At 68.9% G+C, this 25,227-nt stretch carries 23 protein-coding genes; 6 read left to right on the plus strand and 17 right to left on the minus strand.

The genetic code is table 11. From position 1 onward, the window contains the following. Window positions 1-73: 73 nt before the first annotated feature. From EQ874_RS15615 to mftA, 7 genes are read right to left on the minus strand one after another with little or no spacing between them, the layout of a single operon-like run. Complete coding sequence (locus EQ874_RS15615) at window positions 74-2,032, minus strand: mycofactocin system FadH/OYE family oxidoreductase 2 (protein ID WP_129977320.1); 1,959 nt, start codon at window positions 2,030-2,032, stop codon at window positions 74-76. A 2-nt stretch (window positions 2,033-2,034) separates the two neighbouring features. Continuing rightward, entirely contained in the window at window positions 2,035-2,847 is an 813-nt protein-coding gene (locus EQ874_RS15620; protein ID WP_064062537.1) for a mycofactocin-coupled SDR family oxidoreductase, read from the minus strand. Between the two features lie 51 nt (window positions 2,848-2,898). After that, entirely contained in the window at window positions 2,899-4,800 is a 1,902-nt protein-coding gene (locus EQ874_RS15625) for a mycofactocin system FadH/OYE family oxidoreductase 1 (RefSeq protein ID WP_129977321.1), read from the minus strand. 13 nt (window positions 4,801-4,813) lie between these two features. Continuing rightward, complete coding sequence (gene mftD, locus EQ874_RS15630; RefSeq protein ID WP_016932566.1) at window positions 4,814-6,022, minus strand: pre-mycofactocin synthase MftD; 1,209 nt, start codon at window positions 6,020-6,022, stop codon at window positions 4,814-4,816. 19 nt (window positions 6,023-6,041) lie between these two features. Next, the gene (gene mftC / locus EQ874_RS15635) at window positions 6,042-7,283 is read right to left on the minus strand and encodes a mycofactocin radical SAM maturase (protein WP_129977322.1); all 1,242 of its coding nucleotides are present in this window, start codon (window positions 7,281-7,283) and stop codon (window positions 6,042-6,044) included. Between the two features lie 38 nt (window positions 7,284-7,321). Continuing rightward, window positions 7,322-7,636: a mycofactocin biosynthesis chaperone MftB gene (mftB, locus tag EQ874_RS15640; RefSeq protein ID WP_064062539.1), complete on the minus strand. Its 315-nt coding sequence runs from the start codon at window positions 7,634-7,636 to the stop codon at window positions 7,322-7,324. 1 nt (window position 7,637) lies between these two features. Continuing rightward, window positions 7,638-7,733 (minus strand): mycofactocin precursor MftA, encoded by a 96-nt coding sequence (gene mftA / locus EQ874_RS15645; RefSeq protein ID WP_006553546.1) that lies wholly within the window; start codon window positions 7,731-7,733, stop codon window positions 7,638-7,640. A 122-nt stretch (window positions 7,734-7,855) separates the two neighbouring features. On the opposite strand from mftA, the gene mftR reads away from it, so the two are divergent. From mftR to EQ874_RS15660, 3 genes are all read left to right on the plus strand, one after another. After that, a complete protein-coding gene (gene mftR / locus EQ874_RS15650) occupies window positions 7,856-8,506 on the plus strand; it encodes a mycofactocin system transcriptional regulator (protein WP_064062540.1) in 651 nt (216 codons plus the stop codon). Continuing rightward, entirely contained in the window at window positions 8,503-9,306 is an 804-nt protein-coding gene (gene mftM / locus EQ874_RS15655) for a mycofactocin oligosaccharide methyltransferase MftM (RefSeq protein WP_129977323.1), read from the plus strand. The genes mftR and mftM overlap by 4 nt, the downstream gene beginning before the upstream one ends. A 65-nt stretch (window positions 9,307-9,371) precedes the next feature. Beyond that, window positions 9,372-9,818: a hypothetical protein gene (locus tag EQ874_RS15660; protein ID WP_016932571.1), complete on the plus strand. Its 447-nt coding sequence runs from the start codon at window positions 9,372-9,374 to the stop codon at window positions 9,816-9,818. A 9-nt stretch (window positions 9,819-9,827) separates the two neighbouring features. Here the strand turns inward: EQ874_RS15660 and EQ874_RS15665 are convergent, their stop codons facing one another. The 4 genes from EQ874_RS15665 to ggt form a co-directional block, all read right to left on the minus strand. Next, on the minus strand, window positions 9,828-10,505 hold the full coding sequence (locus EQ874_RS15665) for a response regulator transcription factor (protein WP_129977324.1): 678 nt from the start codon (window positions 10,503-10,505) through the stop codon (window positions 9,828-9,830). After that, window positions 10,502-11,875: a histidine kinase gene (locus EQ874_RS15670; RefSeq protein WP_016933913.1), complete on the minus strand. Its 1,374-nt coding sequence runs from the start codon at window positions 11,873-11,875 to the stop codon at window positions 10,502-10,504. The genes EQ874_RS15665 and EQ874_RS15670 overlap by 4 nt, the downstream gene beginning before the upstream one ends. Then, entirely contained in the window at window positions 11,872-13,104 is a 1,233-nt protein-coding gene (locus EQ874_RS15675) for an iron-containing alcohol dehydrogenase (protein ID WP_129977325.1), read from the minus strand. Before EQ874_RS15675 ends, EQ874_RS15670 begins: the two co-directional genes overlap by 4 nt. A 155-nt stretch (window positions 13,105-13,259) precedes the next feature. Next, window positions 13,260-15,257 (minus strand): gamma-glutamyltransferase, encoded by a 1,998-nt coding sequence (gene ggt / locus EQ874_RS15680; protein ID WP_129977326.1) that lies wholly within the window; start codon window positions 15,255-15,257, stop codon window positions 13,260-13,262. A 159-nt stretch (window positions 15,258-15,416) separates the two neighbouring features. Here ggt and EQ874_RS15685 point away from each other — a divergent pair, with 159 nt between their 5' ends. Continuing rightward, complete coding sequence (locus EQ874_RS15685) at window positions 15,417-15,794, plus strand: metalloregulator ArsR/SmtB family transcription factor (protein ID WP_129977327.1); 378 nt, start codon at window positions 15,417-15,419, stop codon at window positions 15,792-15,794. A 23-nt stretch (window positions 15,795-15,817) separates the two neighbouring features. Next, window positions 15,818-16,303 (plus strand): SRPBCC family protein, encoded by a 486-nt coding sequence (locus EQ874_RS15690; RefSeq protein ID WP_129977328.1) that lies wholly within the window; start codon window positions 15,818-15,820, stop codon window positions 16,301-16,303. Window positions 16,304-16,322: 19 nt separating this feature from the next. Here EQ874_RS15690 and EQ874_RS15695 read toward each other — a convergent pair whose 3' ends face one another. From EQ874_RS15695 to mdo, 3 genes are all read right to left on the minus strand, one after another. Beyond that, entirely contained in the window at window positions 16,323-17,864 is a 1,542-nt protein-coding gene (locus tag EQ874_RS15695; RefSeq protein WP_064062768.1) for a VWA domain-containing protein, read from the minus strand. Between the two features lie 7 nt (window positions 17,865-17,871). Continuing rightward, window positions 17,872-18,945, minus strand: coding sequence for a MoxR family ATPase (locus EQ874_RS15700; RefSeq protein ID WP_064062547.1), 1,074 nt, complete (start codon window positions 18,943-18,945; stop codon window positions 17,872-17,874). Window positions 18,946-19,024: 79 nt separating this feature from the next. After that, complete coding sequence (mdo, locus tag EQ874_RS15705) at window positions 19,025-20,296, minus strand: NDMA-dependent methanol dehydrogenase (RefSeq protein ID WP_064062548.1); 1,272 nt, start codon at window positions 20,294-20,296, stop codon at window positions 19,025-19,027. A gap of 298 nt (window positions 20,297-20,594) precedes the next feature. Here mdo and EQ874_RS15710 point away from each other — a divergent pair, with 298 nt between their 5' ends. Then, window positions 20,595-21,650, plus strand: coding sequence for a ferredoxin--NADP reductase (locus EQ874_RS15710; protein WP_064062549.1), 1,056 nt, complete (start codon window positions 20,595-20,597; stop codon window positions 21,648-21,650). Between the two features lie 10 nt (window positions 21,651-21,660). Here EQ874_RS15710 and EQ874_RS15715 read toward each other — a convergent pair whose 3' ends face one another. The 3 genes from EQ874_RS15715 to EQ874_RS15725 all read right to left on the minus strand — a co-directional run bounded on the left by EQ874_RS15715 (window position 21,661) and on the right by EQ874_RS15725 (window position 25,149). Further along, complete coding sequence (locus EQ874_RS15715) at window positions 21,661-22,938, minus strand: MFS transporter (RefSeq protein WP_064062550.1); 1,278 nt, start codon at window positions 22,936-22,938, stop codon at window positions 21,661-21,663. Window positions 22,939-23,070: 132 nt separating this feature from the next. Then, window positions 23,071-23,874, minus strand: a complete 804-nt coding sequence (locus EQ874_RS15720; protein ID WP_064062551.1) for an aspartate/glutamate racemase family protein — start codon at window positions 23,872-23,874, stop codon at window positions 23,071-23,073. A 69-nt stretch (window positions 23,875-23,943) separates the two neighbouring features. Next, a complete protein-coding gene (locus tag EQ874_RS15725) occupies window positions 23,944-25,149 on the minus strand; it encodes an FAD-dependent oxidoreductase (protein ID WP_129977329.1) in 1,206 nt (401 codons plus the stop codon). Window positions 25,150-25,227 lie beyond the last annotated feature (78 nt).

Consider the following 25,227-nt stretch of genomic DNA (forward strand, 5'->3'; position numbering starts at 1 on the left):
TCCGTTACACAGCGGTGGTGCGTATCGCTGCGATCAATATGTGGTTGCGGAGCGCTTGCTTATGAAACAGGGCCTAGAGCCCCCTGGCGACCCGGTCCCCCTCGACGATCGCGGCGTGCAGGCGGCGTGGCGTCACCGCGTCGCCCACGCGGATCACCCTCGCGCCGCATTCCGAGAGCTCGTGCCACAGCTCGTCGACGGGATCCTGATGGGTGGCGACGACGACCGCGTCCACCGTGAGCCTCGTCTGCTCGCCGGTCGCGTGGTGGACCAGGGTGACCTCGGCGCCGTCCGGCAGGTCCACGACACCGCCGAGGGCGACGCCGGTGAGTCGTTCGATCCGCTTCTCCCGGGCGCGGCGCAACCAGCCGTCGAGCTCGAGCGTCGGACCGAGATCCTGGCCCACGACCATCCCCGGCGTGCATACCGTCACCGCACATCCCCTGTCGGCCAGCAACTCGGCGACCGAGGTGGCCTGGTGGAAGCCGAGATCGTCGACGACGAGGACGCGTCCGGAGGGTGCGGCACGACCGGTGAGCACGTCGCGCACGTCGCTCACCCGTGCCGACGCGCCCGCCCGGTCGGGCCTGCGGGGGCGCGCTCCCGTCGCGACGATCACGACGTCGGGTGCCAGCGCGTGCAGTGTCGTGGCATCGGCGGTCGCGCCGGTGCGGATGTCCACTCCCCTGCGGCGGCACTCGGCGTCGAGGTGGGTCACCGCACCCAGCAGTTCGGCGCGGTGCGGCGCGGCGGCGGCCTCGCGGACCTGGCCGCCGGTGCGCCGGCCCCGCTCGAACAGGACCACCGAATGCCCTTGTGCAGCAGCAGTCGCCGCTGCCTGCAATCCCGCGGGTCCGCCGCCGACCACGACGACCCGTTGCGGTACGGCGGGCGCGGCGGAACCGTCGGATTCGTACCCGGCGTGAGCATTGACCGCGCACGCGATGGGACGGTTGAGCCCGACCCGTCCGATGCAGTCCTGATTGCAGCCGATGCACGGCCGTATCTCGTCGTCGCGTCCGGAGAGCGTCTTGTTCGCGAAGTCCGGGTCGGCGATCTGTGCGCGCACCGCGCCGACGAGATCGCACACTCCGTCGGCGAGCGCGGCGCCGACCTGGTCGGGGCGGGTGAAGCGCCCGACCCCGACGACCGGCAGCGACACCGCTGCCCGGATGGCGTCGGGGACGAACAGCGAGTAGCCGTGAGGGGTGGACATCGGGGCTTCGATCAGATGCAACGTCTCGGTCGCGACGCCCACGGACGTGTTGAGGTAGTCGACGTCGCCACTCGCCTCGAGCATCCGCGCGACCTGCACGGCGTCGTCGATACCGACACCGCCGTCGGTGCCGTCGTGACCCGTCAGTCGCACGCCCACGACACGGTCGCGCCCGACTGCCCGTCTCACGGCGGAGACGACCTCGAGCAGCAGACGTGCCCGCCCGGCGAGATCCCCGCCGTAGCGGTCGGCGCGACGGTTCGTCGCGGGTGCGAGGAAGGCACGCAGGACGGATGCCTGGGAACACTGGATCTCGACGCCGTCGAAGCCGGTCTCGGCACAGCGGCGGGCGACGTCGGCGTAGCCCGCGACAAGGTCGGCGATGTCGGATCTCGTCATCGGGCGCGGGACCTCGCGGAAGAGTGGGTCGGGTTCGGGGCTCGGAGCCCACAACGGTTGCCCGGTGTACATCGAGGTGCCCTGCGCGCCGTTGTGGTTGAGCTGCGCGAGGATCCGCGTGCCGTGCCGGTGCACGGCGTCGGTGAGACGGCGGTAACCGGTGACGACATCCGGATCCCAGCCGCGGATCAGCTTCTCGTAGGGACGATCCGAGGGGTGCACGGTGTGCTCCTCGGTGACGATCATCGACGCGCCGCCGCGTGCTCTGGCCTCGTAGTACGCGATGTGCCGGTCGGTGACGGTGCCGTCGACCGAGAAGTTGGTCAGGTGCGCAGGGAAGACGATGCGATTGCGCAGGGTGACCGGACCGATCCGCAACGACGCGTGCGGAACGGTTCCGGCCCCCGTGCGCGACACCGTCAGACCTTCGAGTTGCCCTGGTCCACGGCCATCTGGCTGCCGGTGATCGTGGAGGCGCGATCGCTCGCGAGGAACAGGACGGCTTCGGAGATGTCGTCGGGATCGGCCGTCGGCTTGCCCTCGAGGATCGGAACGAAGTTCGGGCCCCACGAGGGATTCTTCTCGAACAGTTTCAGGACGCTGACGTCGGTGCCCATCGGGGTGTTCACGCCGTAGGGATGGATGGAGTTGACCCGGATGCGGTACGGGCCGAGTTCCTTGGCCGCCGCCTGGGTGACGCCGACGAGGCCGAACTTGGCTGCCGCGTAGTTGATCTGGCCGGGCATCGCCTTGAGACCGGAGACCGAACTGATGACGATGATCGATCCGCCGTTGCCGGCCTCGATCATGGCGGGGGTGGCGGCCTTGAGGGTTTTGAACACACCCGTCAGGTTGATGTCGATCAGTTCTTCGAACTGGTCGTCGGGCATCTCCCAGAAGCGGTTCCAGGTGCAGATGCCGGCGTTGGCGACGACCACGTCGAGCCGTCCGAACTGGGCGACACCCTCGTCGACGACGGCTTTCAACGCCGCGCTGTCGCGCACGTCCGCCACGCGGGCGAGGATCTTCCCACCGGCCTCCTCGACGAGCCGTACCGTCTCGCGGAGGTCGTCCGGGGTGGTCTGCTCGTAGGTGATGTATTCCGAGACCGGGCCCGCGATGTCGACGCCGATGACGGCTGCTCCCTCGCGGGCGAACCGGATGGCGTGGTTGCGGCCCTGCCCGCGTGCGATCCCGGTGATGAAGACGACCTTGCCGTCGAAATCTCCCATGTCGGCCCTTCCCGTCGACCCAGATTAGAACATGTTTCAGCGTGCCTCACGTTACAGCGTCACAGCCACCCGGTGTCCCTCCCGGATCGCGTCACGCATCGTCCTCGGGGCCACCCGATCCCCGATCGACCACACCCCCGGCCGCTCGGTCACTTCGCCCGGTAACAACGGTGCGCAATCGATCAGAACGGCATCCGAGACCGGCGCGGTCTCCCCGGACACACGGTCGACGAGCACGACCCCCTCGGCGTCGACCGAACCGACCCGGCACCCGAGATGTCTCGTCACGCCCGCCCGCTGCAGCCGGACGTCGAAGGCGACGAGATCGCCGGTCGGCGCGAGACGTGATCCCGCGACGAGGTCGCCGGTCGCGTAGTGGACCTCCACACCGTCCTCCACGAGCCGATCGACCACGGCGCTCGCCACCGGCCCACCCGGCGGATCCCACACCACCGCTCGCTGTGCCGTCGGCGGGCGGGTCCCCGACAGCACCTCCGCGGCGGTCGCGTAGTTCTCGGGCACGGTCACAGGGAAGGACGGTGGACGCGGAATCCCGCCCGTGGCCTGCACGACCACACGTCCGCGAGCGAGCGCGTCCTCGATATCGGCGTCGCCGGCCTCGGTGCCGGTACGGATGTCGACACCGGACTCGCGGCACTGCTGTTCGAGCCAGTCGACGAGCGCCGGGAAGTCGGGGCGGCCGGGCGAGACCACGGCGGCCGTGCCCCCGATCCGATTCGTCGCCTCGACCAGGACGACACGGTGACCGCGTGTCGCCGCCACCCGCGCCGCTTCCAGACCGGCGGGCCCGGCACCCACCACGAGCACGTCGCGAGCGGTGGCCACCGGCCCGAAGAATGCCCGGGTCTCGTCACCCACCTCCGGGTTCGCGATGCATCCCACGACCGGATTGTGGAAGTCGTCGACGAGGCACGCCTGGTTGCAGCGCACGCAGGGGCGTGGCCGGCGAGCACGACGGGCGGCTTCGACGAGGTCGGGGTCGGCGATCTGGGCGCGGGTCATCTCGACCAGATCACACGTACCGTCGTCGAGCGCGCGTTGCGCGTGCCCGACATCGACGATGCTGCCCTGCAACACGATCGGGACCGCGCTACCGGCTACCTCCCGAATACGCCGACACACTTCGACGTTGAAGCCCGCAGGGGTGTGCGTGTCGGGCCGGTACGACTCGGGGGAGAACAATCCGCCACGCACGACGGTGAGCAGGTCGATCGCCGGGGCGATCGCGGGAACGTATCCGGCGGCGAGGTCGGGAGTGATGCCCGCCCACGGCGCGTTCTCGTCGCACGAGAGTCGCAGCGCAAGAACACGATCCGTGCCCATCTGCGAGCGGACCGCGACGATCACCTCGCGGAGCAGGCGCAGCCGGTCGTCACCGTATCCGTCGGCGCGGTGGTTGGTGAGTCCCGAGAGGAACTGCCGCAGCAGCGAAGTCGGGCCGACGTCGAGTTCCACCCCGTCCAGGTCCGCGGCCACGGCGACGGCGACGGCCCGGGCGAAGGACTCGACGAGTTCGGTGATCTCGTGCTCGGTCATCTCGACGGGGAGTTCGCGTGTCGCCGGATCCGGTACGCGCGAGGGCGCCCACAGTGGTGCCCGGGTCCACGCGCTCGAACCCTGGAGCCCGCGATGACCGAGGCCCGCGAGCACGAGCGCGCCGTGCGGACGGCAGGCGTCGACGATCCGCCGGTATCCGGCTCCGCAGTGTCCGGCGAGCGGCGCGCGTTCGTACGGGTGGTCGAGCGAGTGCACCGACGCCGTCTCCGTCACGACGATCCCGCACCCACCCCGAGCACGTCGCGCGTAGTACGCGACGTGCCGGTCCGAGAACGACCGGCCGTCACCGAGATTCGTGACGTGCGGACCGAAGATCACCCTCGACGGAGCGGTGCGTCCGGCGAGGGTGATCGGTTCGGTGAGCGCGGGGCCCATGTCGTCGGCTGTGTCAGATGCCGAGGTCGCGGCGGAAACCGTCCGGCACGAACACATCGTCCGGGGTCAACTCGTGGATCGAGTTCTTGCCCAACCCCATCAAGGCGGAACCGATACCCCCGGACAGGATGTCGAGGACGTTCTCCACCCCGGCCTGACCGTTCGCGGCCAGACCCCACAGATACGCGCGGCCGATGAGCACCGCCTTCGCACCGAGCGCGATCGCCTTGACGACATCGCTGCCGCGGCGGATACCTCCGTCGAGCAGCACCTCGACGTCCGTGCCCACCGCCTCGGCGATCGCCGGCAGCGCCCGGATCGGCGCCGGGGTGCCGTCGAGATTGTTGCCACCGTGGTTGGACACCGAGATCGCGGTGACCCCCGCATCGACGGCGCGCTTGGCGTCGTCGACCCGCATCACGCCCTTGAGCATGAAGGGCGCATCACCCCACTGCTCGCGCAGCCACGCCACATCCTCCCAGGTCGGCAACGGGGTGGTCATCCACTCGCCGTAGGCACCGAAGAAGGTCGGGGCCCGGCCGCCGGGCGGGGTCAGATTCGGGGTGGTCAGATCCGGCACGGCGCCGGTCTTCGCCCATTCGAGCAGCCATTTGGGGCGGATGATGCCCTCGGGCGCGAACTTGACCATCGCCTCGAGGTTCATGCGTTCGGGGATGGCGGGGCTGCCCCAGTCGCGGCCGTTGGAGAACGACCAGTCCAGGGTCATGATCAGGCCCTTGGCACCGGCGGCGCGGGCGCGTTCCATGCGCTGGACGAGCACTTCGCGGCTGCCGACCCAGTACATCTGGAAGAAGGTCTTGTCGTTGACCGCCGCGACCTCCTCGACGGATTTGGACGCGAACGAACTCAATCCCATCGCGGTGCCGCGCGCCGCGGCGGCACGGGCGACGGCGACTTCACCGTCGGGGTGCACGGCCTGCACGCCCGTCGGGGAGATCATCACCGGCAGCGACACATCCTGGCCCAGGATGGTCGTGGCCATCTCCCGCTTGTCGGACAGTCCGGCCACGTGGGGGGCGAAACCGAGTTCGCGGAAGGCGGCGGTGTTGTCGTCGACGGTCAGGCCGGCCTCGGAGCCGGCGACGAGTGCGCCGTAGACGGACTTGGGCAGACGCTTACGCGCGCGTTGCTGCGCGACCGCGACGGTCTCGAACCACGGGTCGGTCGCCCAGGGGTTCTTCAGCCAGGAGGGCTTGGCCATGACGAATCTCCTCGGAAATCTACAGGCCTGCGAGCGGGTTCTCGTCGCAGAACTTGGCGGGGGGCTTGGTGAGCAGGGTCAACGGCACCGGCGCGGCCGGAGTGCGCCGCTCGGCGCGCTTGCCGGTACGCGAGTGGTCGACACTCGACTGCGGCACGGTGCGCTCGGCTTCGAGCGCCGATTGCCCGTAGCCCTGCACACATTCGGGATCGGGTCCGTCCATCGGCAGACCGGTGAAGAACTTCGCGGCCATGCACCCCCCGCGGCACGAGTCGTAGAAGTTGCACGAGCCGCACGCCCCGGCCGACTGCGGTTCGCGCAGTTCGCGGAACAGCTCGGAGTTCGTCCACACCGAGGAGAACCCCCCGTCGGTGAGGATGTTGCCGGCGAGGAAATTCTCGTGGATCGCGAACGGGCACGCGTAGACGTCGCCGACCGGATCGATCAGGCACACCACCCGGCCCGCGCCGCACAGGTTCAGCCCGGGCAGCGAGCCGCCGCCCTCGCCGCCGAAAGCCGACAGGTGGAAGAACGAGTCGCCGGTCAGCACGCCTTCGCCGTGGGCGACGAGCCAATCGTAGAGCTGCCGCTGCTGCTCGTGGGTGGGATGCAGATCGTCCCACACGTCCACCGCACGGCCCGACGGGCGCAACCGGGTGATGCGCAGGGTGGCACCGTACTTGTCGGCGAGGGCCTTGAACTCGTCGAGCTGGTCGACGTTCTGGCGCGTGACGACCACGGAGATCTTCGCGTCGCGGAAACCGGCCTCGGACAGGTTCTCGAGCGCGCGTACGGCCATGGCGAACGAACCCGGCCCGCGCACGGCGTCGTTGACCTCGGCGGTGGCGCCGTCGAGGGAGATCTGCACATCGACATAGTCGGAGGCGGCGAGTCGTTCGGCGACCTTGCGGTCGATGCGCACCCCGTTGGTGGAGAACTTCACGCCCACCTGGTGATCGGTGGCGTAATCCACCAGTTCCCAGAAGTCCGAGCGCACCGTCGGTTCGCCACCGCCGATGTTGACGTAGAAGACCTGCATGCGCTGCAACTCGTCGATGATCGCCTTGCACTGCTCGGTCGACAGTTCCCGCGGGTCGCGTCTACCGGACGAGGACAGGCAGTGCACACACGAGAGGTTGCACGCGTAGGTCAGCTCCCAGGTCAGGCAGATCGGGGCGTCGAGACCCTTTTCGAACTGGTCGACGAGACGACCGACCTTCGGAGGGGTGGGGGTGGTGGGCGGTTCGAGCAGCGAAGTCATGGGCTGGTCCTTCGGGCGTCGGGCAGAAACGAGCGGCGTCAGGCAGGAACGATCATGTGCGAGTCGGCCAGGGTGCCGAGAGCACGCACGTAGGGCCGCTCGGCACTCTCGTCGATCCCGTGCGCGCGCAACGCTTCCCGCACCGAGGTGTGGTCTCCGAGGGATCGGACGATCTCGACGATGACGGTGTTCTTCAGGAACGACAATTTGCGGGTGCCGAAGTGGTAGAGCAACGCCCCGAACGGTTCGGGGCGAAGCGCTACCTGCGGGTGGAGCCGCCAGCCGGCACCCGGATCGAACGTTGCTGTGCCCACAGCGTCGGGGGACACGTCGGTGGCTCCGGGCGCGGTCATGTCAGTACACGCCGCACATGCCGTCGATGGAGACCTCCTCGACGAGAGACTCCTCGATCAGATCGGATTCGATCACTGCGTTGTCACGATCGGACATGTTTCCTCCTCGGATCTTCTCTCTCCGGAATCGGAGCCCGGCTTCACAGCGGGCTTGCTTTGTGAGCCGCTTCACCACTGTAATGGCATCGAGTGCAGAATGTCACTACGGGGAGAGGAACAATGACGCGCAGCCGACGGAAACCGTCCGCTCGGGTAGGTCGCCGCCCGTCCACGTCGAAGGAGGAGCTCGCTGCTCTCGGCATCGAACTGTTCATGGAGGTCGGATTCGACGAGACGAGCATCGACGACATCGCCGAGGCCGCCGGCATCGCCCGCCGCACCTTCTTCCGGTACTTCCCGTCGAAGAACGAGCTGGCCTGGGGAAACTTCGACGAACACCTCGCCGGCATGCGCGCGAGCCTCGAGACGATTCCCGAGGACGTCCCGCTCTCCGACGCGCTGACCACCGCCCTGCACGACTTCAACACCTTCCCCGACAGCGAGGCCGAACGGCACCGGGCACGGATGGGTCTCATCCTGCACACGCCCGCACTGCAGGGCTATTCGTCGGTGATGTACCAGGGGTGGAGGCGGGTCGTCGCCGAGTTCGTCGCCCGCCGCATCGGAGCCGGACCCGACGACCACATTCCTCGCACCGTCGGCTACCTGGTGCTCGGCGTCGCGATCTCCGCCTACGAGGCGTGGCTCGACGAACCCGCATCGGATCTGCACGAATTCCTGGCCGTCGGGATGGGGACACTGACCGCAGGCCTCGACTACAGTGACCCCCACTCCCCTTTCACGCCTCCGAAAAAGGTTGCGAAACAATGACCCTGCTCGATTCGCTCGCTCCCTGCAGCCCGGGTCTGTGGACACACGACCATGTGACGGTCGAACGCGTCACCGCCGGGCCGCTGAACGTCCGGCGCGAGGACGACCGACTCCACGTCACGCATTCCCTCACGGCCGAGCAGATCAGCGAGCGACTCGTCGCCGAGGTGACCGCCTCGATCCAGGACGCCGCCTTCGGCCAGGACGAGTTCGAGCTGACGATGGTGGGACTCGTCCGCTCCACGGTGCCCGGCGCCCTCGACTCGTGGGTCACCTACTACCGCAACTCGCTCGACGAACTGCTCGACGGTACAGCCGATTTCGCGCCCATCCACGATCGTGCGGCCGAACTCGTGCGCGGGAGCGTGCTCGATCTGGGGTCGTGTTTCGGCTTCCTGCCGTTGCGGCTCGCTGCCGCCGGTACCGCGGTCACCGCCACCGACATCCTGCCCGGCACCATGCGCCTGCTCGATGCCGTCGCGCCGCGACTGGGTCTGCGCCTCGACACGCTCGTGTGCGACGCGGCGAACGTCCCGGTAGCCGACGACAGCGCCGACACCGTGACGGCCATCCATCTGCTCGAGCACGTCGACGACGCCGTGGGGGCCACGATCCTCGCCGAGGCGCTGCGGATCGCCAGGCAGCGGGTGGTCGTCGCGGTGCCGTTCGAGGACGAGGCGACGGCGTGCCACGGACACGTGCGCACCTTCGACCTGTCGGCGCTGGAGGAACTCGGACGCACCACGGGCCGGTCCTTCGAGGTGTTCGAATACCACGGTGGGTGGCTCGTCGTCGACTGATTCCGTCACCCATCCGCCTGCATCCCCGCGACGAATACCGGGTGTAGCCGGAAGGAGGTGGCACGATGAGCGAGAACGTCGAGAGCCACTTCAGCTGGACCTCACGTCGTGTCGTCCTCCCCCACTGCCCCGAGGACAGGAAGAAGGCCGGTTCGTCCGGCCTGGTGATGGACTGCCGGCCGATTCCCGAGCGACCGGACGTACGACTGCTCGTCTATCACGACGACACGGACGACTCCGATTACGACGCCGTAGCGATCGGGAAGACGGACGGCGCGAACGACATTCCGGTACTCACCACATCGGAGGAATGCCTTCTCGTCGCCGCGGCCCGGTCGAGGACCGACCCCGCGATCGTGCTTGCCGCACCGCCGGGCGACGATCGGGGTCGACGGATTCGGGAGGTCACCGGTCAGATTCTCCGAGGCGGGCCGCTCCTGTGCCTGCTGGTGTGCACCGGAGCGCTGTCGGTGCTGGTGCCGGTACATTCCTCCGTCCCGGACGACCGCTGACGAGAGGCCTCAGATGAGGCCTTGCTTGCTCGCCGCGTAGACCGCCTCCGCCCGGCGACTCACACCGAGCTTGCGCATGATGTTGCTGACGTGGAACTTCACGGTGGTGGCCGAGATGAACAGCTCCGCACCGATCTTCACGTTCGACAGGCCGGCGGCGAGGAGCTTCAGCACTTCGAGTTCGCGGCCGGTCAACTGTTCCGCGGAAGCGGCCTGCCCGTTGAGCGACCGCACCACCGCAGCCGCGCTGCGCGAGTCGAAGGCGCTCTCACCACGGGAGACGGCACGGATGGCGCGCACCAGTTCGGTGGTGTCGACGTCCTTGACGACGTAACCGCGAGCACCGGCGTGCACCGCCCGCACGACGAGTTGCTCGTCGAGGAAGGTGGTGAGCACGAGCAGCCCGATCCCCGGATGCGCGGAGGACAGCCGGCCGCACAATCCCAATCCCTCGAAATCCGATCCCGCCGAGAGCTTGAGGTCGAGCAGCACGATGTCGGGACGCATGCGGTCGACGAGCGCGAGAGCCTCCGCGTCCGTCGACGCCTCCCCCACCACTTCGAGATCCGGTTCGCGGTCGAGGATCGAGCGGAGTCCCTGGCGGAGGATCGCGTGGTCGTCGACGAGTGCGATACGCACCGTGCCGGGCCGAGCCCGGGGGGTTGCCTGCGGCGGCGTGACGGTCATGACGATTCTCCCACCTGTTGAACTACAGCGTTGTCCTGCAACGGGATCCGGGCTGCGATCCGCACTCCGCCGAGCCTGGAACGCCGCACCTCGAGAGCGCCACCGAGTTCCCGGGCGCGCGCTTGCATGTTCGCGAGGCCACGATGATTCCCGTCGAGGCCGTTGGCGGCCAGTCGCAGCATCACTCGCAGACGCGCCGGGTCGCCGTCGCCGTCGTCGGCCACGGAGAGCAGGACCGCGTCGCCTCCGTAGGCGAGCCGCAGCACCACACGACTCGCGTTGGCGTGGACCGCCGCGTTGAACAGTGCTTCGCCGGCGATCCGGAGCAGGGCGTGCTCGGCCTCACCGGTCAGCTCGACCGGCGTGCCGGCCATCCTCGTCCTCACCTCGAGTTCGCCCGGCATGTGGGCGACGCTGAGCTGTTCGAGCATCTCCGGCAACGACATGCGTTCGGCGTCCGACGGCCGGTTCAGCGCGTAGATCGCCGACCGCAACTGCTCGACGGCACCGCGCGTGAGCTCCTTGGCGAGGTCGAGCCGCTCGCTGCGTTCGGCGTCGGGGATGTCGCTGCGGCACACCTCTATCTGCATACCTGCGGAGAGCACGGCCTGGGTGACGCTGTCGTGGAGTTCGCGGGCGATGCGATGCCGTTCCTCGTCGAGCGCCTGGTTGCGGTGGGCGACGCCGAGCTGCCGCTGTGTGAGCGCGAGTTTCTCGAGGGTGTCCTCCAGTTCCTCGTTGCGGGCCTGCAGGTCGGCGGCGGAGCGGTTGGCTTCGCGGTAGGCCTGTTCGGCGCGCTCGAGGAGGAGTTGCCCGCGCTGGTAGAGCGCGGAGTTCTGCAATGCGACCGCCGTCTGGCTGGCGAGGATGGACAGGACGGCGCGGTCGGTGGTGTCGAGGGCACGGTGATCCGGCGTCCACGCGGCGATGGCGCCGACGACTCCCCCGCCCAGGACGATGGGTACGAACGCGTGGTGGTTCTCGACCAGCTCACGACGCTCGGCAGCACCCGTGCGCACGGCGTCGAGCAGCGCGACGACCTCGTCGGGCAGGGGCGGCCCCTCCACGTTGTCGACGAGGAAGGGAGTGGCGTCGGGGCCGAGCACGAGCCTGCGCGGACCGGCATCGGGCAGGACACCGTCGGCGAGGGCGAAGGCGACCCATGTCGCGCTCAGATGCGCGCGGGCGGCTTCGGCGACGGCGCAGATGAGCGTCTCCGGTCCCTCGACGGTGCGCACCAGAGCCCGGGAGATCAACTCGAGTGCGTGGACGACGCGTTCGAGGCGCTCGGCGGCGCCGCGGTACTGCGGATAGAAGGTCGACTTCCCGGAGCGGAGTCCGGTCAGTGCCGACAGGTCGGGAGCACTCACATCGCCGTCCGGAACAACTCGATCATCTGGTCGTGGGTCGCGGTGCGCGGATTCGTCGACATGCACGCGTCGCGCAGAGCGCCCTCGGCGAGTCGCGGGAGGTCTTCCTCACGCACGCCGAGTTGCCGCAGTCCACGCGGCACGCCCACCTGCCGGGCGAGTTCGTCGATGCGCGAGGCGACGGCCTCGACGGCGTCGGGTGCGGCGCCACGCGCCTCCTCCAGACCGAGGGTCGCCGCGACCTCGACGAACGGCCGGGGATCGTCGGCGCCGTTGAACCGGATGACGTGCGGCAGCAGCACCCCGTTGACGACCCCGTGCGGCAGGTCGAGCAGACCGCCGACCTGGTGACTCATCGCGTGGGCGGCGCCGAGGATCGCATTGGTGAACGCGAGCCCGGCCTCGAGACTCGCCTGGGCCATGGTGGCACGGGCAGGCATGAAGGTCGGGTCGTCGATCGTGCGCACGAGCGTGCCGGTGACCATGCCGACCGCGCGCAGTGCGTGATGGTCGGTGAGCGGGTTGTGGGCACGGGAGACGAACGCCTCGATGCCATGGGTGAGAGCGTCGAGTCCGGTGGCGGCGTTGAGGTCGGCGGGCATGGTGGTGAGCAGACGCGGATCGATGACCGTGAGGTCGGGGACGAGCGACCGCCCGATGATGGTGATCTTGCTGCCCCGCGCGGTGTCGGTGACCACGCAGAACTGGGAGACGTCGGCTCCCGTGCCGGACGTCGACGGCACCATGACCATCGGTGGGATGGGCAGCGGCGCGCGGTCGACTCCCTCGTAGTCGAGGATGTTGCCGCCGTTGGCGGCGAGGATCGCGACACCCTTCGCCGCGTCGATCACCGAGCCGCCACCCAGCGCGACGAGGACGTCGCAGCCGCGCGCCCGGTACAGCTCGTGGCCTGCCGCGACCTCGTGGTCCTTCGGGTTGGGGGTGAGACCGGCCCACACGGTGGGTTCGATCCCCTGCTCACGCAGGTGCTGCAGGAGCTCGTCGGCCCAGCCCGCCTCGATCAGCCCCGGATCGGTGACGAGCATGGGACGGACACCGCCCAGCCGGACGGCGGCGTGGGCCGCTTCGACGAGCGAACCCTCCCCGAAGACGATCTCGGGTGCGTGGAACTTGACCAGGGCGGGACCCGCACCGGAACGGCCGCCGTGAGGGGTCGCGTGAGCACAGGGAGAGGTCGTGTTCTGGTGTCCCGGCATGACGACGGCCACTGTTCGCTCCTGACGATCCGCGCACCTGCGTGATCCAGCTTACGGTGCGCGGGCTCTCGGGCGGAGCGGGCACGGGGCGCACCGGACCGATGGCGGGGTCGGCACCTGTCCGACAGGGTAGGTCACCGGCGTCCGCCTTGTCCGCGCCGAGTACGTCACTGCCCTCCGGTGTCGCCCATCACGGCGCCTTCGCGGCGGGGGTCGGCGCCCCCGATCCATCCCTCGTCCCGGCGCAGCAGCGCGCTCAGACCACTGGACTGCGGGGCGACGGACACTTCGTGACCCATGTCGCGGAGTTGCCGCACGAGCGGGTCGTTCGCTCCGTCGCCGGCCCCGTCGATCGCCGGATGTTCGCCACCCACCCCGGTGACGGGGGTGTTGGCGGCGCCGAACGACACGGCCGAAACGGCCTGCTGCGGGTCGAGTCCCCAGTCGAGGGTGTTCACGAGCGTCTTGACGACGAACTGGATGATCACCGAACCGCCCGGCGACCCGACCACCATGTGGATGTCGCCGCGACCGCCGTCGGGTGTGCGTTCGAAGACGAGCGTCGGGGCCATCGAACTCCGTGGCCGCTTGCCCGGTTCGACGCGGTTGGCGACCGGAAGACCTTCCTCGTCGACCGGTTCGGCCGAGAAGTCCGTGAGCTGATTGTCGAGCAGGAAGCCGTCGACCATGTGGAACGAGCCGAACGCCGATTCGATCGTGGTCGTCATCGATGCGACATTGCCGTAGCTGTCGGCGACCGAGATATGGCTGGTGCCGTATTCGGGACTCTGCGGCGGCATGCCGAGCGGGACCGGACCGAAGTCGCCGGGCCGCGCCTTCCCCATGCTCTTGCCGGGGTCGATCAGGGCTGCGCGTTCGGACAGGTAGTCCGGGTTCACCAGGGTGTCGAGCGAGCCGCCCGGCAGGGGGACGAAGTCGGCGTCGGCGACGTACTTGTCGCGATCGGCGTAGGCGAGTCGTTCGGCCTCGGAGATCAGGTGCACCGCCTCGGCGTCGGGCACGCCACCGTCGGTATCGACATCGTGCGGCGATATCGAGGCGAGATCGAAGTTCTCGAGGATGCCGAGCGTCGCGGCGACCGCCATACCTCCCGACGACGGATTGGGCATACCGCAGATCTCGTAGTTGCGATAGGGGGTGCACAGCGGTTGCCGTTCCTTCGCCTCGTAGGCGGCAAGGTCCTCGAGGGTCATCGTTCCGGGTGTACGCCCACCGGAGTCGGTGCCGGTGGCCTCGACGATGCCGGCCGCGATGTCGCCGGTGTAGAAGGCGTCGGCGCCACCGGTGGCGATCGCCGAGAGCGTCTTGGACATGGCGGGATTCGTGAGGGTTTCACCGGCCGGCTTGGGCGAGCCGTCGGACTGCAGGAAGTAGGCGCGGGCCTCGTCGTCGACCGCGAGTTGCGGGGCGGAATCGGCGATCGACTGCGCCAGGCGGTCGCTGATCACGATGCCCTGATCCGCGAGATCGATGGCGGGACGGAACAATTCGCCCCAGTCGGTGCGTCCGTGCTCCTCGTGGACCTTCTCGAGCATCCGTACGGCGCCGGGCACGCCGATCGACCGGCCGCTGGCACGGGCGTCGGGGCGGGGTTCGGTGCGGTCGGTGTCGCTGATCCAGCGCAGATAGTTCTCGGTCGCGGACATCGGGGCCGTCTCGCGACCGTCGTATGCCGTCACCTCGCCGGATTCGGCGTCGTAGTACACCAGGAAGGCTCCTCCGCCGATGCCCGACGACTGGGGTTCGACGAGACCGAGGACCATCTGGGCGGCGACGAGCGCGTCGGCGGCGGTCCCGCCGTCGCGCAGGACCTCGCACGCCGCCTCGGTGGAGACCGGGTTGGCCGTCGACACGGCATAGGAGGAGGTGGTCACCGGGGTCATACCGGCGCGATAACCGGTCGCGATCTCGGGATTCGTCGAGATGTCGCGATCCCCGGTCTCCGCCGGTTGCTGCGTGTCGGCGACCGGGGTGCCGTTCGGTTCCGCGGTGCAGGTCGCCGCTGCTGCGGTCTCCTGTACGTCGGCGGTGCCGTCGGGTTCCGTATCGCCGGATGCGGATGTACACGCGCCCAGGAGGGCGATCGAGACGGCCGTGGCGAAGGCCGCGCGGACACCGGACCGGACTCTCGAGGGCTGGACCATCCACCGACGGTAACCGGGCGTGTGAGTGCCCGTAGGGAATTCGACCGCGATCCGCTCACGTCCGCACACCGGACCCCTTGACACAGCCGTCGCCCGGGGAGCATCCTTTATTCAACCGGATGGTTGATAAACCGGAAGGTTCACGAAGCGGAGGCGATCGTGCACGACGACGAGACGGACGACACCGCGCTCGACCTGGCGTTCACCGCCCTGGCCGATCCGGCCCGCCGCCGCATCGTCGCCCGGCTCAGCCGGGGCCCGGCCACGGTCACCGAACTCGCGGAACCCTTCGAGATCACCACACAGGCGATCTCGAAACACATTCGGGTGCTCGAACACGCCGGTCTCGTCACGCGCACACGCGATGCCCAGCGCCGGCCCGTCCACCTGAATCCCGCGCGGTTGGAGATGCTGACCTCCTGGATCGACCGCTACCGGTTGGTGAAGGAGCAGCAGTTCCGCGATCTCGACGCCGCGCTGGCCCGGGAAGCGGCCGAACATCACCACAGGACCGAACACCATCACCGGGGCGCGTGACGCCCCGACACCGGAGGACTGTCATGAGCAACGCACTCACCCTCTCGGTCCCGGAAGGCGTCCCCTTCATCGACTACGAGCGGGAATTCGATTTCCCGGTCGCGGACGTCTTCCGCGCCCACAAGGATCCCGATCTCGTCGCCCGCTGGCTCGGCCCGCGAGCCATGGAGATCGAGATCGAGCAGTTCGACTTCCGTACCGGAGGCTCGTACCGCTACCGACACTCGGACGAGCGCGGAAGCTACCGCTTCGCCGGAGTCTTCCACACCGTGCGCGACAACGAGTTCGTCGTCCAGACCTTCGAATACCTCGGGTTCCCCGACGTGGTGAGCCTCGAGACACTCACCTTCGTCGACCTCGGCGACGGACGCTGCAAGCTCGTGGGGCATTCGGTGTACCCGAGCACGGAGGCCCGCGACGGGATGGCGCAATCGGGCATGGAGACGGGTCTGTCCGAGGGGTTCGAGCAACTCGACGAAGCCCTGGCGCAGGAGACCGCCTCGCGCTGAGCTCCCCGGACCCGGCCGCTCACCGCAGTGCGTGGCCGAGTTCGGCGGCCTTCGCGAGCAGTTCCGCACCGTCACGGGCGACGACCACCTCGTCGCACAGTTCGGCGTAGTCGGGCATCGCGCAGGTCGCCTGCGTCCAGTACCGCTCCGGTTCCGGCGTGATCCACGCGAGACGGTGCACCCGGCGACGGAGTTCCTCGAGCCGATCGACGCGCGGAGGCAGGCCGTTGCAGCGCCCGTCCCCCACCACCAGCACCGACGTCCGGCCGTCGATCGATCCGGAGTGCTCGGTGAGCAGTTCGTCGAACATCCTTCCGTAGTCGCTGCTCGCTTCGAGATCGACTGCGGGATGGGCGAGTACGGCGGCCAAGGCACCGTCGCCGTCGGCGGCGAGCAACTGTTTCGTCACGTCCACCGGACGATCGACGAAGGCGACCACCCGGCACCGATGCGCCCGCCCGTTCATCGCCTGGGCCAGCCGGAGCGTGAACGCGGTGACGGGGCGCACCGACAACGAGACGTCAGCGAGGACGAGCAGCCGCACCCGGTCGGGACGGGGCGCACGGACGACGAGCCTGAACGGCACCCCGTCGGTCCGCATCCCCGCCCGGGCGGTCCTGCGCATGTCGAGCCGTCCGCGGGTGCGCTCACGCGGATGGGGACGGACGGGACCGCGCATCCGGCGCAACACTTCATGGCACGCCAGCTCGATTTCGGCACGGTCGATGCCGGCGGTGTCGTGCGATTCGGGTGCCTCGACGCCTTCGATCCCCGGCACCGCGGCAGCGAGCGAGGCGACGAACGCTTCGACCGCGTCGACGAGGCGCGCGAGTTGCGATTCGGAGAGGGGTTCGTCGAGAACCTCTCCCCCGTACGTGCGGTGCGGGTCGTAGGCGTCGAGCCACGCGAGGATCGTCGCCGGATCGTCCCAGGACAGCGATCCGACGACCGCGGCCCCCGGTTCACCGGACAGATCGCCCACGGTCGTGGTCGCCGCGTTCTCGACGTCGACGGTGTAGGTGACGCCGCGACGACCCGAGTCCGCGCCCGTGTCCACCGACAGGTCGGCGTCGGAGGACGTCATCGACACATCGTCGTCGTCCTTGTGCGGGTTGAACCCTTTGCGGGCCTCCGGGGTGTCGAAGTGGTCGCCGACCTCGGCGGCGCGTTCGTTGTACTCGGCGTAGCGCGCGATGCTCGGATCGTCGCCGATCTCGAGCGCGGCCGGCAGCGACTCCGCGAACCGGGCCCGGGCAGGCCCGCCGCCGGTCGCGGCGATCGCGGCGTCGACAGCACCGAACAACTCGTCGAAGGCGCGCTCGAAACCGGCCCTCTCGTGCGGATACTTGGCGCACACCGCCCGCAGGCACGCGCGCAGTACGTCCCTTTCGCGGGCGGGAACCAGGTCGAGCACCCGGCGTACTTCGATGCTCTCGGCCGGCGACGCCGCGACACCGTGGCGGCGCAGGAGCATGCCGAACACCGCCGCCACCACGTCGAGCACGTAGCGGGGGCGACGCTCGTCGAGCGCGGTCACCCGTCCCACTCGGGATGTGTGCATCGCGGGGTCACCCCCGAAGTCCGCTACCCGCGGCGTCGCGACCGCCACCACCGCGTCCCCGGAAGACGGCGGTCGTGGTGTTCGCCGGGCGCGATGCGACCGTCACCCGTTCGTTCGACGGAACCGGTTCCGACGTCATCGGCTCTGCTGCAGCGGTTCCGGTTCCCCCATCGCCGAGTCGGGCCTTCACGAGGTCGACGTCGCCGGTGTACTTGAGCAGCGTCGCCAACAGCACGTCGCGCATGCCGCCCAGGGAATCCGGGTCGTCGGCGTCATGTCCCATCACCGTCGCCGCACGCGCGGCGTCGATGACCTCCGAGATCGACGGGCTCTTGCGCAGCGGCAGATCGCGCAGGGTCCGGGACAGGTCGACGATCCGGTGGGCCGTTCCCGGTCGTACGTCCGGCACCCGCGCGGTGACGATCTCGCGTTCCCGTTCGGGTGTCGGGTAGCCGACGTGGTAGTGCAGGCAGCGACGCTTGAGTGCCGGCGACAACTCGCGAGTGTCGTTGGAGGTCAGGATCACCCACGGTGTGGACCGGGCGGTGAACGTGCCGACCTCGGGGATCGTCACCTGCCGTTCGGCAAGCACCTCAAGCAGCAGCGCTTCCATGGATTCCTCGGTGCGGTCCACCTCGTCGACGAGCAGGACCACGGGCTCCTCGGAGAGCACGGCCTCGAGCAGCGGGCGGACCGACAGGAACGCCTCGGAGTACAGACCGAAATCCTGCTGCGCGAGGAAGTTCGACGCATCCGCGAGGTCGGTGTGGCCGGCGAGCAGTTCACCGATACGGTCGCGCAGCATCTGCACGTGCAGCAGTTGTCCGGCGTAGTCCCACTCGTACAGAGCGCGGCTGTCGTCGAGCCCTTCGTAGCACTGCAACCGCACCAGTTTCCGGCCACCGACCGCGGCGAGCGCCTTGGCCAGTTCGGTCTTGCCGACCCCGGCGGGCCCTTCGAGCAACAAGGGCCGCTCGAGTGCGGTGGCGAGATGCACGACGGTCGCGAATTCGTCGTCGGCGATGTAGTCGTGCCGGCGTAGCGCATCCTTCAGTTCGGCGCCCGAGGCGAACGGGGTCATCCGGAGTCTCCTTCTCTGGCGTGGTCGCGGCGGAGCAGGTGCTCCCGGGGCGCAGGGGTCGCCCCGGGAGCGCGGGTTCTCAGTAGGACCGGTTGATGCAGTGGTCGACCACCGGGATCATCGAGTCGACCGTGACCTCGCGGGGGTTGCCCGGGGTGCACCAGTCGCCCTGGATATGTTCGGAGATGGCCCGGACGGTCTTCTCGTCCCCGGTGATGACCTCGCCGCGACCGGCGTACTTGCCGGTGTTCATACGGTTCTTCTCGTACGAGTCGACTCGCACCTGGCCGAAGTTGTCGGGGATACCGACGTCCTTCGCGAGGCGGATCGCCGCGTCGACCGCGGCGTCGGCGGCCTGCACGGTGGTCATGTTGCGGGTGTCCACGCCCATCGCGCTTGCGATGCGGGCGTAGTGCTCGTACCGGGAGGGCAGGTTGTACTCCCATACCCGCGGCAGAGCGATCGCATTGTTGAGTCCGTGGTGGCTGTCGAAGAAGGCCGAGGTGGCGTGCGAGATCGAGTGCACGATGCCGAGGCCGCCGGAGTTGAAGGCCTGCGCGGCGATGTACTGGGCGTTCATCATACCTTCGCGGGCCTTGAGGTTGCGCGGCTCGAAGACCGCTTCGCGCAGGTGCTTCGCGACGAGTTCGATCGAGTACAGGGCGTTGCCGAGCGACGGGGCGAAGTCCAGTCGTGAGACGTACGGCTCGGAGCCGTGGGCGAGGACGTCGAAGCCGCAGTACGCGGTGAAGTGCTGGGGGCAGCTGTAGTAGAGCAGCGGGTCGTCGATCGCGAGGGTGACGATCGTGGCCTCGTCGAAGCCGACCCACTTGTGCGGGTGGTCCATGTCGGAGGTGTCGGTGATGACGTAGGCCCAGGACGTCTCGGAGCCGGTGCCGGCCGTGGTCGACACGGCGATGTGCGGCGGGTTCTCCTTGTTGGTGGATTTCGCGAAGCCCTCGAACTCGTTGATATTGCGACCGTCGTGGGCGATCACGACACGCGCGCCCTTCGCGGCGTCGTGACTCGAGCCACCACCGACGGAGATGATCGAGTCGCATTTCTCCTTCTGGTAGAGCGCCGCGGCTTCCATGACGTTGTAGTCCTTGGGATTGGACTCGACCTTGTCGTAGAGGACGACCTCGACACCCTGGTACTCGATCTTGCCGATCAGTTCCTCGATGATCCCGGAGCCACGCAGGCCGGTGGTCATCAGCAGCGTGCGCTCGAAACCGAGGTTCTTCGCCTCGACGCCGAGGATGTCGTGGGCGCCGACACCCATCAGCGCGCGGGGAAAGGGGTGGAACTCCTTGATCGGGAAGTCCCAGATCTGATTGAGCTCGATTGCCATGGTGTATCTCCTCGCAGAGGGGTTGTACCGGACCGGGAGTGTGATGTGGACCTCATCCGTGATTCACCATCGACCAGAGGCGAGAGAGGTGAAAGATACAGCGGCCGAAACCGTCCGGTCGCCGTGGGGTCACCACCCGTTCGGGTAGGGCGCCTCCCGCTGACCGGGTGGGCGCCACACCCACCCGAGCGGTGCCGGTACCGTTTTCCTCATCCCATACGCGCTGGTAACCTGAATTAGAACACGTTCTAGATTCGGTCGTGCGCGGCCATCTTGCAGGAGAGGACGAGAACCACCCATGACGACTGTCGAGGTGCCCCACGGCTCACGCTCGGTGATCCTCACCGTGTCCGCCGTCGTCCAGGAGACCGCCGATACGCGGTCGATCGTGTTCGCCGTCCCGGACGAGCTGCGCGACAAATTCGCCTACAAGCCCGGCCAGTTCCTCACCCTGCGCATCCCGAGCGAACAGACGGGCTCGGTGGCCCGCTGCTACTCGCTCGCGAGCTCGCCGTACACCGACGACGCCCCCAAGGTCACCGTCAAGCGCACTTCCGACGGTTACGGCTCCAATTGGCTGTGCGACAACATCGCGGCCGGACAGACCCTCGAGGTGCTCCCTCCCGCGGGTGTCTTCACTCCGAAGTCCCTCGATCACGACTTCCTGCTCTTCGGCGCCGGCAGCGGCATCACACCGGTGATCTCGATCCTCAAGTCCGCGCTCACGCAGGGCAGTGGCAAGGTCGTGCTCGTCTACGCCAACCGCGACGAGAAGTCCGTCATCTTCGCGGAGGAGCTGCGCGCGCTCGCGGAGAAGTACCCGACGCGCCTGACCGTCGTCCACTGGCTCGAATCCGTGCAGGGCCTGCCCACGGCCGACCAGCTCGCGGCGCTCGCGGTGCCCTACGAGTCGTACGAGGCGTTCATGTGTGGTCCCGGGCCGTTCATGGACACGGTCCACCAGGCACTGAACACCGTGGGCATGCCCCGCGCCCGTGTCCATGCCGAGGTCTTCAATTCGCTCTCGGGCGATCCCTTCGCCGACCAGGCACCGGTCGAGATCAGCGACGAGGAGGCGGCCGACGCCGCGACCGTCGAGGTCGAACTCGACGGCGTGGTCCACGAGCTGTCGTGGCCGCGCAAGCAGACCCTCGTCGACATCATGCTCGCGAAAGGTCTCGACGTGCCGTACTCCTGCCAGGAGGGCGAGTGCGGCTCGTGTGCGTGCACCGTGCTCGAGGGCAAGGTCGAGATGGAGAACTGCGACGTGCTCGATCCCGAGGACATCGAGGCGGGCTACATCCTGGGTTGCCAGGCCCGGCCGGTGACCGACCACCTCAAGATCGAGTTCTGAACCGGCAGGCTCACACCCCCGCGGAAGTGCCCGGCGCCGCAGAACGGACAGGCACGGGCACTTCCCGCATCCCGCTGGAGTCGGGCTTCGGCTTGCGCACGAGCACGCCGATCCCGGCCACGAGAGCCAGCACGGCGACGATCACGCCGTAGCCGACGGCAGTGGACGTCAGCCCGAACGATCCGGCCGCCACCCCGGCGGCCATCGCGGGCACCGAGAACGCGAAGTAGCAGACGACGAACGTCGTTGCGAAGATCCGGCCGCGTTCGTGAGGTCGGCCGAGCGAGCCGACCACGCCCATGGCCGCGACGAAGGTCGAACCCCAGCCCACACCGGCGACGGCAGTACCCGCGTAGTACACCGCGACCCGTCCCGTGAGGAGCGCGGTGATCACCGCGGTCAGTCCCGTCGCGAGCAGCACGGCCCCGAGGACCACGATGCGATGCGGGTCGCGGCGAGCCGTGGTGACTGCCGCAACGGTGCCCGCCGTGAACAGCGTGCCGATCGCCAGACCTGCGGCAAGGCGGTTGTCGATACCGAACACCGAATCGACGATCGACGGCCCCAGCGACATGTACAGCCCGCCGAGTGCCCACGCCGACATCAGGCTGGGCAGGATGAGCAGATAACGGCCCCGGACCTCGCGGGGCACCGACGCGCTCGGTACCAGGCTCCGCACAGCGTCGAGTCGCGACGGGAAACCCACCGACGGCGACGTCTCCGGCACGAAGACGAGCGCCATCGCCAGTACAACGGCGAGAACGCCGACCACCGCATAGCTCAGGACCGTGGGGAAGGGTGCGAACTGCACGAGCACGCCCGCTCCCGCCGCGCCGAGCGCGAGTCCGAGCGACGGCGCGGCGGTGTTGATCAGCGGACCGATGTGCCTGTTCGGCTGCATCTCGATCACGGCGGCGGCCAGCGCGCTCGTCGCCGCGCCCACCGCGAGCCCCTGCAGAATCCGCGCGAGCAGCAGCCACCCCACACCCGGGGAAGCGATGAACACGACCATGCTCACCGCGAGCAGCAGCAGGGCCGTCATGATGACGGGTCTGCGTCCGACGTGGTCGGACAGCGACCCCACCGTCACGAGGGCCGCGAGCAACGCGAGCACGTAGACCGCGAACACCACCGTCAGCATCGCGGCGGAGAATCCCCACATCTGCTGGTAGACGGGATACAGCGGTGACGGTGCCGACGACGACGCGGTGAGGGTGAACGCTCCCAGGCCGACCACGGCGAAACCGAACGAACGGATACGGCCATGGGGCTGCACGGGAGCAGTCATCGAACCTCCAGACAACGATCGGCGCGTTCCGCGCGGAAGTCGAACGATGCGCCCCCCGCGCGACTCAGGTGAACACCCCTTCACCAACATACTTCGCTCGACGAAGTATTCCTCGGGCACCTGACCGGAGACTCAGAGGGAGGTGGCGTCCTCGACGTCCTCGTCCCGCACGTCCTCGGGAGCGGCGAGCAGAGCGCGCCCCGCGGCGAAGACCGCCGCCGCCGGCGGCAGCTCGCCGGGTACACCGCTGCGGAACACGTCGACACGGCCCGAACCGGTGGCGGGTCGTCCGAGCGCATCGATCCGGCGCAGCGTCTGCCGCGCGACGGCCTCGGCGCTGTCGAACAGGCGCACCCCGGCCGGGAGATGCGCGGTGATGGTGTCGGCGACCAACGGATAGTGGGTGCAGCCGAGAACCACGCCCTGGACGTCCTGCGGGGTGCGTTCGGCCGCCGACGCGACCGCTGCGGCGACCGCCACCCGATCGCCTGCGTCGATGGCGTCGGCGAGTCCATGGCACGCCACGCCGACGACCTCGGCTCCGTTCGCGAACTGCTCGATCAGATTCGCCTGGTACCTGCTCGCCGTGGTCGCGGCGGTCGCCCAGATCGCCACCGAATCGCACGCCGCGGCCGCCGGCTTGACCGCGGGGACCGTGCCCACCACGGGCACCGACGGACCCAGATCGGCACGCACGTGTTCGAGAGCGGTCACCGAGGCGGTGTTGCACGGGAGCACGACGACCTCGGCGCCGCGATCGACGGCGCGGCGGGCGGTGGTGACGACCCGGTCGATCACCCAGTCGGACGACTTCGGCCCCCACGGAGCGCCTTCGGGATCCGTCGACAACATGAGGTCGAGGTCGGGACGCAACCGTCGCAGCCACGCGGACGTCGGCAACAGCCCCAGACCCGAGTCGATGAGCGCAACGATCACCCTACGAATCTAGCGGGTCGCGCCCGCCCGGCCCGACGGCGGCCGGGAGCGACCCGCAGGCCCACTCCCCTATGCGGCGGCTGCGAGCAGCTCGTCGATCGGGGTGCCCGCGGCGATCTTCGCGCGCGACTTCATGACCAGCGCGGGCAGTCCACCGCCCACGGCACCGACGAGTCTGCCGTCGCGCTCGTAATACGCGAGGAACTTGCGCCCGTCGTCGCGCACGACATGCACCGTGTCGCCGGCCGTGACCGCACCGAGTCCCTGGATCTTGATGTCGTACTGGTCGCTCCAGAAGTAGGGCACCTGTGCGGCCGCTCCGGCCTCGACGCCCATGATGGTCTTCGCGAGGACGGACGCCTGCTCGCCGGCATTCGTCCAGTGCTCGATGCGCCTACGTCCACCGGCCGGTACCTGCCACGACGCGACGTCGCCGACCGCCCACACGTGCGGGGTGGAGGTGCGGCCCGTGCCGTCGCACACGACCCCGTTGTCGACCTCGACACCCGATCCCTCGAGCCACTCGGTGGCCGGGATCGACCCGATGCCGAGCACCACGAGATCGACGTCGATCTCGCTGCCGTCGCCGAGGACCGCGGAGGTGACGCGCTCGTCGCCGCGGATCTCCGACAGGCCGACCCCGGCCCGCACGTCGACTCCCTCGGCGGTGTGCAGCCGGGTGACGAGAGCACCGACCTCGGTTCCGAGCACCGACGCGAGCGGGGTGGGCTGCGGCTCGACCAGTACGACCTCCACTCCGCGCGCCCGCAGGCTCGCCGCGACCTCGCACCCGATGAATCCGGCTCCGACCACCAGCGCGCGGGCACCCGGAACGATCGCCTCGCGCAGTGCTCGGCTGTCCTCGAGCGAACGCAGGACGTGGACGCCGGAGAGATCCGGGAGACCGGGGATACGGCGGGGCCGCAGGCCCGTGGCGACGACCAGTTCGTCGTATCCGAGTTCGGTTCCGTCGGTGAGCGTGAGGGTGCGCGCCACGGTGTCGACCGACCGGGCGGCGGCACCGAGCTGCAGCTCGATGCGGTTCTCGTCGAAGAACTCCCTCGGACGGAGGGTCGTGTCGTCGCGATCGCCGCGCAGGACCTCCTTCGACAGCGGCGGGCGGTCGTAGGGCAGGTGCGTCTCGTCGCCGACGAGCACGACGTCGCCCTCGTACCCGGCACGCCGCAGTTCCTCGGCGGTACGGACCGCCGCCAGACCCGCGCCTACGACGACGACGCGCTCCGGCGTACCCTCGGTCTCCCGCTCGTTCGACACCTTCGGCCATCCTTCGAATCGTCTGTGACACGAGTACCCGTGTCGTCCGGTAGTGATGTGTACCACCTGTGTGTCCCA

Source organism: Rhodococcus sp. Q1 (assembly GCF_004153645.1).
In the GTDB taxonomy this organism is placed as follows: domain Bacteria; phylum Actinomycetota; class Actinomycetes; order Mycobacteriales; family Mycobacteriaceae; genus Rhodococcus; species Rhodococcus gordoniae.

What these genes read in the sequence shown, in the direction of transcription:
- EQ874_RS15665 (WP_129977324.1), bottom strand. Translation starts at nt 10,505, where the DNA reads ATGACCGTCACGCCGCCGCAGGCAACCCCCCGGGCTCGGCCCGGCACG.
- mftM (WP_129977323.1), top strand. Translation starts at nt 8,503, where the DNA reads ATGACCCTGCTCGATTCGCTCGCTCCCTGCAGCCCGGGTCTGTGGACA.
- mdo (WP_064062548.1), bottom strand. Translation starts at nt 20,296, where the DNA reads ATGGCAATCGAGCTCAATCAGATCTGGGACTTCCCGATCAAGGAGTTC.
- mftB (WP_064062539.1), bottom strand. Translation starts at nt 7,636, where the DNA reads ATGACCGCGCCCGGAGCCACCGACGTGTCCCCCGACGCTGTGGGCACA.
- mftR (WP_064062540.1), top strand. Translation starts at nt 7,856, where the DNA reads ATGACGCGCAGCCGACGGAAACCGTCCGCTCGGGTAGGTCGCCGCCCG.
- EQ874_RS15690 (WP_129977328.1), top strand. Translation starts at nt 15,818, where the DNA reads ATGAGCAACGCACTCACCCTCTCGGTCCCGGAAGGCGTCCCCTTCATC.
- EQ874_RS15715 (WP_064062550.1), bottom strand. Translation starts at nt 22,938, where the DNA reads ATGACTGCTCCCGTGCAGCCCCATGGCCGTATCCGTTCGTTCGGTTTC.
- EQ874_RS15625 (WP_129977321.1), bottom strand. Translation starts at nt 4,800, where the DNA reads ATGGGCCCCGCGCTCACCGAACCGATCACCCTCGCCGGACGCACCGCT.
- EQ874_RS15695 (WP_064062768.1), bottom strand. Translation starts at nt 17,864, where the DNA reads ATGCACACATCCCGAGTGGGACGGGTGACCGCGCTCGACGAGCGTCGC.
- mftD (WP_016932566.1), bottom strand. Translation starts at nt 6,022, where the DNA reads ATGGCCAAGCCCTCCTGGCTGAAGAACCCCTGGGCGACCGACCCGTGG.
- mftA (WP_006553546.1), bottom strand. Translation starts at nt 7,733, where the DNA reads ATGTCCGATCGTGACAACGCAGTGATCGAATCCGATCTGATCGAGGAG.
- mftC (WP_129977322.1), bottom strand. Translation starts at nt 7,283, where the DNA reads ATGACTTCGCTGCTCGAACCGCCCACCACCCCCACCCCTCCGAAGGTC.
- ggt (WP_129977326.1), bottom strand. Translation starts at nt 15,257, where the DNA reads ATGGTCCAGCCCTCGAGAGTCCGGTCCGGTGTCCGCGCGGCCTTCGCC.
- EQ874_RS15660 (WP_016932571.1), top strand. Translation starts at nt 9,372, where the DNA reads ATGAGCGAGAACGTCGAGAGCCACTTCAGCTGGACCTCACGTCGTGTC.
- EQ874_RS15710 (WP_064062549.1), top strand. Translation starts at nt 20,595, where the DNA reads ATGACGACTGTCGAGGTGCCCCACGGCTCACGCTCGGTGATCCTCACC.
- EQ874_RS15620 (WP_064062537.1), bottom strand. Translation starts at nt 2,847, where the DNA reads ATGGGAGATTTCGACGGCAAGGTCGTCTTCATCACCGGGATCGCACGC.
- EQ874_RS15700 (WP_064062547.1), bottom strand. Translation starts at nt 18,945, where the DNA reads ATGACCCCGTTCGCCTCGGGCGCCGAACTGAAGGATGCGCTACGCCGG.